This window comes from Xanthomonas sp. LMG 12459 (assembly GCF_009192905.1).
In the GTDB taxonomy this organism is placed as follows: domain Bacteria; phylum Pseudomonadota; class Gammaproteobacteria; order Xanthomonadales; family Xanthomonadaceae; genus Xanthomonas_A; species Xanthomonas_A sontii.
This window is the reverse complement of record NZ_NSGT01000012.1, coordinates 1-10,121: the sequence shown is the minus strand read 5'-3', so window position 1 is coordinate 10,121 and position 10,121 is coordinate 1. Positions and strand designations below refer to the sequence as shown.

Sequence of the window (10,121 nt, the reverse complement as noted above, 5' to 3'; positions counted from 1 at the left end):
CCGCGCAACTGGTGCAGCTGCGCCAGGCCGAAGCGGTCGGCGCGGTTGATGACGATGGTGTTGGCGTTGGGGATGTCGATGCCCGATTCGATGATCGTGGTCGACAGCAGCACGTTGAAGCGCTGCTTCTGGAAATCCAGCATCACCTTTTCCAGCTCGCGCTCGGGCATCTGCCCGTGGGCGATGCCGATGCGCGCCTCCGGCACCAGCTCGCTCAGCTCGCGCTGCATGCGGCCGATGCTCTCCACGTCGTTGTGCAGGAAGTACAGCTGGCCGCCGCGCGCCAGTTCGCGCTGGAAGGCCTCGCGCAGCAGCGCGTTGTCCCACTGGGTGACGAAGGTCTGCACCGCCAGCCGATTCGGCGGCGGCGTGGCGATGATCGACAGGTCGCGCAGGCCGGCCATGGCCATGTTCAAGGTGCGCGGGATCGGCGTGGCGGTGAGGGTCAGCAGGTGCACGTTGGCGCGCAGCGCCTTCAGCGCTTCCTTCTGGCGCACGCCGAAGCGTTGCTCTTCGTCGACGATGACCATGCCCAGGTCCTTGAACTTCACGTCCGGCTGCAGCAGACGATGGGTGCCGACGATTACATCGATGCTGCCGGCGGCGACCTTCTCCAACTCGGCCTTGATCTCCTTGCTGCTCTTGAAGCGCGACAGCACTTCGACCTTGAGCGGGTAGTCGGCGAAGCGGTCGCGGAAGTTGCGGTAGTGCTGTTCGGCCAGCAGCGTGGTCGGCACCAGCACCGCCACCTGCTTGCCGGCGCTGGCCGCGGCGAAGGCCGCGCGCACCGCGACCTCGGTCTTGCCGAAGCCGACGTCGCCGCAGACCACGCGGTCCATCGGCTGGCTGCTGGCCAGGTCGCGCAAGGTGGCGTCGATCGCGGCCAACTGGTCGGGGGTTTCCTCGAACGGGAAGCCGGCGGCGAACGGCTCGTACATCGCCCGGTCCACCTGCAGCGCCAGCCCGGCGCGGGCCTGCCGGCGCGCCTGGATCTCCAGCAGCTCCGCGGCCACGTCGCGCACCTTCTCGGCGGCCTTGCGCTTGGCCTTGGTCCATTGTTCGCCGCCCAGCGAATGCAGCGGCGCGGTCTCGGCCGAGGCGCCGGAGTAGCGGCTGATCAGGTGCAACTGCGCGACCGGCACGTATAGCCGGTCGCCCTTGGCGTATTCGATTTCCAGAAACTCGCCGGGCATGCCGCCGGCATCGAGCACGATCAGCCCGCGGTAGCGGCCGACGCCGTGGTCCTCGTGCACGATCGGCGCGCCCTCGGAGAGCTCGCCCAGGTCGCGGATGATCGCTTCCGGCTCGCGCCCCACACGTCGGCTGCGCCGCGGCTGGCTGGCACGCTCGGGGAACAACTGGCGCTCGGTCAGCACCGCGATCCGCGGCTCCTCCAGCGCGAAGCCGTCGTCGAGCGGCGCAACCGCGATAGCGAAACGTGCAGCAGAAAGCCCCTCTCCCTCCGGGAGAGGGGTTGGGGTGAGGGTCAGACCGCTAGTGGAGTTCGTCTGCGCAACCGTGGAACTTGCCGAAGCACCCGCCTTCTTGGTTCCCGGCCGCGCAGACGCCGCACCCTCATCCGGCGCTTCGCGCCACCTTCTCCCGGTGGGAGAAGGAACAAATGCCGCGAAATTCGGCAGCACCTCCGGCTTCAACTCCGCGGCCGCCAACACTTCCAGCAGCGCCTCGCGGCGGCCGGGCGAATCGGCGGCGATCAGCACCCGGCCCGGGTAGTGATCGAGGAAGCTCTTCAGCGCCGCGCCCGGCGCGGCGTCCTTGGCCGCCACCGGCAGCGGCGGCAGCGGCTGGTCGCCCAGCGCCTGTGCCTCGTCGATGCGCGGGTGGTCGGCGGCCCACACGTCGATGCGCGGCAGCCCGTTGAGGCGCTCGCGCAGCGCGTCCGGCGCCTGGTACAGCTCCTCCGGCGCCAGCAGCGGGCGCTCCACGTCGTGGCGGCGTTGCTCGTAGCGGGCCTGGGTCTGCGCCCAGAACGCGTCGGCGGCGGCGCCCACGCCCGGGGCGATCAGTGGCAGCACGTGCTCGCCCAGATAATCGAACAGGGTGGCGGTGGCCTCGCGTGCGCCGCTGCTGCGGGTGTCCTGGAAGAACAGCGGCAGGTAGTACTCGATGCCCGACGGCGCCAGCCCGGCCTTCAGGTCCTGGTACAGCGCACTGCGCCGGGTGTCCACGTCGAAGCGTTCGCGCAGCGCGGTCAATACCCGCTCCACGCTGACGTCGTCCATCGGCACTTCGCGCCCGGGCAGCATGCGCACCGCCTGCACATGGTCCAGCGAGCGCTGCGATTCCGGGTCGAAGGCGCGGATCGAATCGATGTCCTCGTCCAGCAGTTCGATCCGCAGCGGTGCGTCGGTGCCCATCGGATACACGTCGAGCAGGCCGCCGCGCACGGCGAAATCGCCCGGGTCCATCACCTGCGGCACGTTGCGGTAGCCGGCGCTTTCCAGTCGCCGCTTCTCCGCATCCAGGTCCAGGCGCTGGCCCACGCGCAGGTCGAAACTGCCGCCGACGATGTAGCGCAGCGGCGCCACCCGCTGCATCAGCGTCTGCACCGGCACCACCACGATGCCCTGGGTCAGCGTCGGCAGCCGGTGCAGCGCGGCCAGGCGCTGGCTGACGATGTCCGGGTGCGGACTGAACTGGTCGTAGGGCAGGGTTTCCCAGTCCGGGAACGGCACCACCGGCAGGCTCGGATCCTCCCCGAGCAGGCTGTGCAGGTCGGCTTCGAGCTGGTGCGCGCTCTGGTTGTCGCGGGCGACCACCAGCAACGGCCCGCGGTGCGCGGATGCGGCGCAGGCGATGTGCCAGGCCAGAGCGGTGGAGGACGCGGGAGCGCGCCAGTGCGCGCGGAGCTGGCCGGACTTGGGCAGCGGCGGAACGGGGAAGGGAAGGGGCGGCATGGACCAACTAGTTTAGCAAGGTCGGGACCCGGGGCCCGGGACCGGGGGCACGTAAGAGCAGGAGCTGAAGCTGCCTGCGGAGCTCTGGCTTTTCCGGGTCCCGGGTCCCGAGTTTTCAGCTGCCCAGTTCCAGCACCACCCGCACCAGGTCCGGATTGTCCGGATGCGGCATGCGCTGGAAGCCCAGCGACTCGGCCAGCTGCAGCATCGGCACGTTGCGTTCGAGCACATCGCCGTAGAGCCGGTCCAGATACTTGCGGCGCGCCCACTTGACCAGCTTGCGCATCAATTGCCGGCCCAGGCCCTGGCCGGAAACGAAACTGCTGACCAGGATCGCGTACTGCGCCTCGCGGGTACCCGGGTTGATCGCGGCGCGCGCCACCGCACCGACCACGGCTTCGCCCGGCGGCAGCGGCTCGGCGGCGACCAGGATCAGTTCCGACTTCGGATTGGGATGGGTGAGGCGTTGCGCCATGTCCTCGGTCAGTTCCTGCGTCGAATGCAGGAAGCGCTCGCGGATCTCGGTCGGCCCGAGCAGGCCGAAGGCACCTTGCAGCGGCGCGCTGTCCTCCGGCCGGATGGGACGGATCAGCAGTTCGCGCCCACTGGGCAGGGTGAAGGTTTCATGCCACGGAGGCATGCGGTTGCGGGTAGCCATGGCCGTATGATCCTCGACGAAGCCCGGATTCTCGCATTACCAAAACCTTACGCCCGTGAACGCAGCGTCCTGCCGATGTGCCGTTCGGGCGGTCTTGCTAGAGTGGCGCTTCGTTCAAGGGAATGCGCGACGATGAAGACATCGCATGCCGTGGCCGTCTCCGCGGCGATCGGGCTGGGCCTGGCCACGCTGCTGGTGGGGCTGCTGGTGGGCGGTGGCAGGTGGCTGCTGCGCGTGCAGCACCACGACACGCCGACCGCCACCACCGCCGCTCCAGTCGCCGATGCGGAGCAACTGGCGACACAGGCATTGGCCCCGTACCAGGCGCGGCTGCAGGCCACGCGCCGGCCGGTGCTGCAGGTGCAACTGCAGCCGATGACGCAGGACGATCGCCTGGCCAGCAAGGTCGGCGGCCGTCCTTACTGGACCGCCGACAGGCCGTATCCGCACACGGCCGACGGCCAGCCGCTGGCGCTGCTGGCGCAGATCGATCTGGCGCGGATGCCGCCGCTGCCCGGCTACCCGCGCCAGGGCATGCTGCAGTTCTTCATCGGCGGCGACGACGACTTCTACGGGGCCAACTTCGGTGGTGCGCGCAGCGACCTGGCCGCGCTGAGCGAACAACGCAATTTCCGCGTGGTGTACTGGCCGCGGCCGAAGGCGTCGGCGCGGCAGGCCGAGGTGCCGTTGCCGGCGGCCGACACGTTGCCGTTCGATCCGGCGCGGCCGCGGGCGATGCGGTTCGACGCCGGCGAGGAAACCATCGGCAGCAGCGATGTGCGCTTCGAGCAGGTGCTGGGCAGGCCACTGGAAGAGGTGGCCGCCGCCTACGCCAAGCGCCACGCGGTGTCGCAGGATGCGGTGGACGACGCGCTGTTCGATGCGCTGAGCCGTGGCGGCAACAAGCTCGGCGGCTACCCGGAGTTCACCCAGCAAGACCCGCGAACCCTGCAGGACAAGCAGGTCCTGCTGCTGCAGTTGGACAGCGACGAGGAGATGATGTGGGGCGACAGCGGCGTCGCCAATTTCTTCATCGATCCGGACGACCTGCGGCGCGGCGATTTCAGCCGCATCGCCTATAACTGGGATTGCTTCTGAGCGCGCGCGTGCGCCGCCCCGCGTACCTCATGCTTCGCGCTTGAGCCATTCCAGTCGCGTGCTGGCACCGGCTTCGCCCAGGTGCGCCTTCAGCGGCGGCAGCGCCTGCGCCAGCGCCTGCTCGAACTGCCAGGGCGGATTGAGCAGCAACATGCCGCTGCCGTTGAGCCGCAGCGGCGAATCGTCCGGGCGCACCTGCAGTTCGGCGACCAGCGCCGACGCCACCGGCAACGCCGCGGCCTTGCGGAAGAACGGCTGCAGGCTGCGCCGCTGCTTGATCGGATACCACACCGCGCACACCGCCTGCGGCCAGCGGCTCAGGGTCTCGCGCAGCGCGGCCACGATCAGCGGGTACTCGGCGTCCTGCGCCTCGTAGGGCGGATCGATCAGCACCAGCCCGCGGCCGATCCGGTTGGCCCCGGACTTCGGCGGCAGGAATGCCTTGATCGCCGCATAGCCATCGCCGGCATGCACCTGCACGCGGCGGTCGTGGGCGAACAACGTCTTGAGTTCGGCGGCTTCCTCGGTCTGCAGCTCGCAGGCGGCCAGCCGGTCCTGCGCGCGCAGCGCCTGCGCCACCAGCAGCGGCGAGCCAGGGTAGGCGACCAGGGCGCCGACCGGATTGTCGGCCTGCACCGCGCGCAGGTAGCGCTCCACCACGTCGGGCAGGGTCGGCTGGCCCATCAACCGCAGCACGCCGGCGGCGGCCTCGCCGGTCTTGCGCGCCTCGTTCGCCGCGAACAGATAGCGGCCGCGCCCGGCGTGGGTATCGAGCACGAAGAACGGGCTGTCCTTGCGCTTGAACGCATCGAGCAGCGCCAGCAGCACGATGTGCTTGAGGACATCGGCATGGTTGCCGGCGTGGAAGGCGTGGCGGTAATTCATCCGCGCAGTGTACGGGGCGTCACGCCGGCCGGCCACGCCTGCCGAGGTGCCGGGCGGGGCGGGTCCGCGGCCGCGGTACACTAGCCGGGCGACCGCTGGCGGCCGCACGGCGCCTGCCGGGCATGAGGCCGGAAGGTGTGGACGATGGGCCTGTGCATCCGGGCGCAGGCGTCGTCGGAGCGTTCGGGTGCGCAGTGCCGATACCGCGTGGGCGGCCGGCGGGTCCACGGTTCGCATGCTCATGTCTTCTCCCCTGTTGCTCGGTGTCCTGGCGTTGGCGCTGCCGTTCGCCGCCTGCGGCGCCTCCCGTGCCGAAGCCGCGCCCCCGGGCGCAGCGCAGGCTGCGGCGTTCGATGCGCTGATCGAGGATGTCGGTGCGCACGGCAAGGACATGGCCGCCGACGAGCAGGCCTACCGCGTCGCGCATGCGCGCCTGCAGGCGCTGCTGCCCGCCGGCGACCCGGTGCGGCGAGCGCGCCTGGACGCCTTCGACTGCCAGCATTTTCCGCAGGGCCCGGCCGCGGCGGTGGAGCAGGCGCGGCGCGGCGAGCGCGGCGCGATCGCCCGCGCCCATGTGCAGGTACGCCTGGAATACCTGTTGTGCGAGACCTATGCGCTCTACAACGACGGCCAGCGCCCGGCCTATCTGCGGCCTGCCACCACGATCCTGGCGCTGACCGGTGCGCACCGTTTCCCGCGCCTGCGCGCGGCCGCCCTGCGCATGCGCGCCTTCGCCGAGCGCGATGCCGGCCATTACGCCCAGTCGCTGCGTACCTTGCAGGAACTCCGCCGGCTCGACGAACAGCGCGATGGCGGCTGGGTCGCACTGCTGACCCTGATCGGCATCGCCGACGCCTACCTGGACATGGGCCTGCCGGACCTGTCGCACCAGGTCGTCGCCGAGGTCCTGCAGCGGGCCAGGCAGGGCGATGGCGGCTACATGCAGGCGCTGGCGGTGGAGCGCGAAGGCGCCATCGCCGAGCAGCGCGGCGATCTGCCGGCGGCGCTGGCCGCCTACCTGCGCGCGGCCGAGCTGCATGGCCGGCATCCGCTGGAGGGGTCGCAGGCGTCGCTGTTGCTGCGCGCGGCCCGGGTCAACGCGTTGCTGGGCAACCTGCCGCAGGCGCGGGCGCAGCGGCAGCAGGCCGAGGCGCAACTGGTCGCAATGGGCGCCACGCGGCTGATGCGCGCGCGTCGCGATTACGTCGATGCGCTGATCGCCGAGCGCAGTGGCGATGCGCGGACCGCGCTGGCGCTGGCCGAACAGGCCGAGCAGGGCTACCGCGCCAACGGCGACCTGCGCAGCCTCAGCGACGTGCTGGACCTCAAGGCCACCGCCTTGCGCGCGCTGGCCGCCTGGCGCCAGGCACTGGATGCGCGCGAGGCGCAGATGCGCGTGCAGCAGGAACTGGATACGCGCATGCAGCGCGAGCAATCGCAGTTCCTGATCGCCGAATCGGAAAGCCGCGAGCGCGACCTGGCGGCGCTGCAACTGGCGCAGAAGGCGGAAACCCAGCGTAACCGGCTGCAGGCGATGGAGCGCGAGGCGACCCTGCGGCGCGCGTTGCTGGGCGCGGCCCTGCTGTTGCTGGCGGTGCTCGTCGGGGTGTTGTTCCTGACCCTCGGGCGCCTGCGCGGCGCCCGCCGCGAAGTGCGGATCGACAGCCTTACCGGCGTCGCCTCGCGGCGCCAGGTCCTGGGCGAACTGGACACCGCGCTGGCGGCGTTGCCGCGCGGCGGACGCATGCCGCTGTCGGTGCTGGCGCTGGACGTGGACCACTTCAAGCGGATCAACGACGAGCACGGCCATGCGGCGGGCGACCAGGTGCTGCGGCTGGTCGCCACGACCCTGCGGCAGAGCCTGCGCAGGAACGACAGCTTCGGCCGGACCGGCGGCGAGGAATTCCTGGCGCTGCTGCCCGGCGCCGCCTGCGCCGAGGCACGGGAGCTGGCCGGGCTGCTGCGCGAGGTGCTGGAGCGGCAGTCGTTCGACGCGATCGTGCCGGGCCTGCGCCTGACTGTCAGCATCGGCGTCGCCGAAGCCGGCGCCGGCGAGAGCAGCCAGGCGCTGCTGGCGCGCGCCGATGCCGCGCTGTACCGGGCCAAGCACGGCGGCCGCAACCGGGTGGAACTGGCGTCGGCGCCGGGCGCGGCCAACGCGCGCGGCGGCAGCGACAGCTGACGCGCCGCAGGTGCGCGTCGGGTTTCGTGCCGATCCACGAGCGGTGCCGCGGAATGGCCGGACGGACTGCCGCGGCGCCCGCGCGACGGCTATGCTGCGCGCCATGTCCACGTCTGCCGCCGCCTGTGTCCTCGTGGTCGAGGACGAATCCGCCATCGCCGACACCGTGCTGTACGCGCTGCGCAGCGAGGGCTACGCGGTGCGGCATTGCCAGCTCGGCCGCGAGGCCCTGGCGCAGTTGCGCGAGGGCGGCATCGACGTGGTGGTGCTGGACGTCGGCCTGCCGGATCTGAGCGGGTTCGAGGTGTGCCGCACGCTGCGCGGTTTCAGCCAGGTGCCGGTGCTGTTCCTGACCGCGCGCAACGAGGAGATCGATCGCGTGCTCGGCCTGGAACTGGGCGCCGACGACTACGTGGCCAAGCCGTTCTCGCCGCGCGAACTGGTCGCGCGGGTGCGGGCGCGGCTGCGGCGCCCCGCGGCGGTCGTCGGCGATGCCGAGGCCGGCTGGCAGCAGCACGGCGATTTCGCCATCGACCGCGACGGCCGCCGCATCCGCTGGCGCGGTGCGGTGCTGGACCTGACCCGCTACGAGTACGCGTTGCTGGCAGCGCTGCTGCGGCGGCCCGGCGCCATCCTCAGTCGCGCGCAACTGATGGACCGCGGCTGGGACAGCAGCGCCGACAGCGCCGACCGCACCGTCGACACCCATATCAAGACCCTGCGCGCCAAGCTGCGCGCGGCCGGCGCCACCGACGATCCGATCCGCACCCACCGCGGCCTCGGCTACGCGCTGGAGGCTTGAGGTGCGGCTGGGGCTGAAGCTGTTCCTGGGCTTCTTCCTGATCGTCGGCGTGGCCGCCTTCTTCGTGATGCGGGTGTTCGTCAACGAGGTCAAGCCGGGCGTGCGCCAGGCGATGGAATCGACCCTGGTGGACGCGGCCAACGTGCTGGCGCAGATGGCCGCGCAGGATCTCAAGGACGGGCGCATCGCCAGCGGCCGTTTCGCCCGCGACCTGGCCGCGGCGCAGCGGCGCGATCCGCGCGCGATGGTCTGGCGTTTCCCCAAGCACAGCGTCGACTACCGCGTCACCCTCACCGATGCGGCGGGCATCGTGGTGTTCGATTCGCGCGGACAGGACATCGGCCGCGACAACTCGCGTTGGAACGACGTGTACCGCACCCTGCGCGGTGAGTACGGCGCCCGCTCCAGCCCCGAGGCCGACGGCGACCCCAACCACACGGTGATGCACGTGGCCGCGCCGGTCTACGATCCGGCCGACCCGCAGCGGCTGATCGGCGTGCTGACCCTGTCCCAGCCCAACCGCAGCATCGAGCCGTTCATCGTCGCCAGCCAGCGCAGCATCCTGTTGCGCGGGGCCTGGCTGATCGGCATCTCCGCGCTGATCGGGATCCTGATGACCTGGGGCCTGCTGCGCGGGATCGGCCGGCTCAACCGCTACGCGCAGGCGGTCAGCGTCGGTGCGCCGGTGCCGCCGCCGCCGCCGCGCCGCGACGAGATCGGCGATCTCGGCCGTGCGCTGGAGACCATGCGCCGCAAGCTGGAGGGCAAGCAGTACGTCGAGCAGTACGTGCAGTCGCTGACCCACGAGATGAAGAGCCCGCTGGCCGCGATCCGCGGCGCGGCGGAACTGCTGCAGGAGCCGCTGCCGGAACCGGAGCGGCAGCGCTTCGTGCGCAACATCGCCGAGCAGCAGCAGCGCCTCACCGAGACCATCGACAAGCTGCTGGCGCTGGCCGAGGTGGAACAGCACGGCTGGCTGCAGCGGCGCGAACCGGTGGCGCTGGCGCCGCTGTGCGCGGACCTGGCCGAAGCGCTGGCGCCGCAACTGCAGGCGCGCGGCCTGCAGCTGCAGGTGCAGGCGCCGGATCCGACCCTGGTGGTGTCGGGCGATCCCTACCTGCTGCGCCAGGCGCTGCACAACCTGCTCGACAACGCCATCGCCTTTTCGCCGGAGGGCGCGGTCATCGTGCTGCGTGCCGAACGCGGCGCCGACGCGCGCGTGTTGCTGACGGTGGAGGACGCCGGCCCGGGCGTTCCCGACTACGCGCTGGAGCGGGTGTTCGAGCGCTTCTATTCGCTGGCGCGCCCGGCCACCGGCCAGCGCAGCTCCGGCCTCGGCCTGCCGTTCGTGCGCGAGGTGGCGCGCCTGCACGGCGGCGATGCCAGCCTGCGCAACTGCGACGGTGGCGGCGCGGTGGCCTGCCTGGCGTTGCCGCTGGCCTGAGCCGGATCGATTCGTGCGCGGGCGCGCCGAGGCGGCCTGCCGGCGTTCCCTCGTCGGGACTGAAGTCCCTCCCACAGTGGGGGCGCACACCGCGTCGCAAGTACGCCGGCTTTCCAATCCCCATTCCCCATTCC

At 71.2% G+C, this 10,121-nt stretch carries 7 protein-coding genes; 4 read left to right on the top strand and 3 right to left on the bottom strand.

Annotation, left to right across the window (positions count from 1 at the left end):
* Both CEK65_RS02725 and CEK65_RS02720 read right to left on the bottom strand, forming a co-directional pair.
* A partial coding sequence (locus tag CEK65_RS02725; RefSeq protein ID WP_152180697.1) for a transcription-repair coupling factor occupies nt 1-2,918 on the bottom strand: 2,918 nt, incomplete at its 3' end.
* Between the two features lie 115 nt (nt 2,919-3,033).
* The gene (locus tag CEK65_RS02720) at nt 3,034-3,576 is read right to left on the bottom strand and encodes a GNAT family N-acetyltransferase (protein ID WP_017909572.1); all 543 of its coding nucleotides are present in this window, start codon (nt 3,574-3,576) and stop codon (nt 3,034-3,036) included.
* Between the two features lie 132 nt (nt 3,577-3,708).
* Between CEK65_RS02720 and CEK65_RS02715 the strand changes: the two genes are divergently transcribed.
* Nucleotides 3,709-4,674 carry a YwqG family protein gene (locus CEK65_RS02715; RefSeq protein ID WP_152180696.1) on the top strand — a complete coding sequence of 322 codons (966 nt, stop codon included), beginning with the start codon at nt 3,709-3,711 and terminating at the stop codon, nt 4,672-4,674.
* A gap of 27 nt (nt 4,675-4,701) precedes the next feature.
* Here CEK65_RS02715 and rlmJ read toward each other — a convergent pair whose 3' ends face one another.
* The gene (gene rlmJ / locus CEK65_RS02710; protein ID WP_017915064.1) at nt 4,702-5,559 is read right to left on the bottom strand and encodes a 23S rRNA (adenine(2030)-N(6))-methyltransferase RlmJ; all 858 of its coding nucleotides are present in this window, start codon (nt 5,557-5,559) and stop codon (nt 4,702-4,704) included.
* 241 nt (nt 5,560-5,800) lie between these two features.
* Here rlmJ and CEK65_RS02705 point away from each other — a divergent pair, with 241 nt between their 5' ends.
* The 3 genes from CEK65_RS02705 to creC all read left to right on the top strand — a co-directional run bounded on the left by CEK65_RS02705 (nt 5,801) and on the right by creC (nt 9,987).
* Nucleotides 5,801-7,741: a GGDEF domain-containing protein gene (locus CEK65_RS02705; protein ID WP_152180695.1), complete on the top strand. Its 1,941-nt coding sequence runs from the start codon at nt 5,801-5,803 to the stop codon at nt 7,739-7,741.
* Between the two features lie 91 nt (nt 7,742-7,832).
* Complete coding sequence (gene creB / locus CEK65_RS02700; protein WP_193314670.1) at nt 7,833-8,543, top strand: two-component system response regulator CreB; 711 nt, start codon at nt 7,833-7,835, stop codon at nt 8,541-8,543.
* Between the two features lies 1 nt (nt 8,544).
* Nucleotides 8,545-9,987, top strand: a complete 1,443-nt coding sequence (gene creC / locus CEK65_RS02695; RefSeq protein WP_152180693.1) for a two-component system sensor histidine kinase CreC — start codon at nt 8,545-8,547, stop codon at nt 9,985-9,987.
* The last annotated feature ends 134 nt before the right edge of the window (nt 9,988-10,121 follow it).

Bases quoted from the DNA above. Each gene is read 5' to 3' on its own strand.
- CEK65_RS02720 (WP_017909572.1), bottom strand. From the start codon at position 3,576: ATGGCTACCCGCAACCGCATGCCTCCGTGGCATGAAACCTTCACCCTG.
- CEK65_RS02715 (WP_152180696.1), top strand. From the start codon at position 3,709: ATGAAGACATCGCATGCCGTGGCCGTCTCCGCGGCGATCGGGCTGGGC.
- rlmJ (WP_017915064.1), bottom strand. From the start codon at position 5,559: ATGAATTACCGCCACGCCTTCCACGCCGGCAACCATGCCGATGTCCTC.
- CEK65_RS02705 (WP_152180695.1), top strand. From the start codon at position 5,801: ATGTCTTCTCCCCTGTTGCTCGGTGTCCTGGCGTTGGCGCTGCCGTTC.
- creB (WP_193314670.1), top strand. From the start codon at position 7,833: ATGCTGCGCGCCATGTCCACGTCTGCCGCCGCCTGTGTCCTCGTGGTC.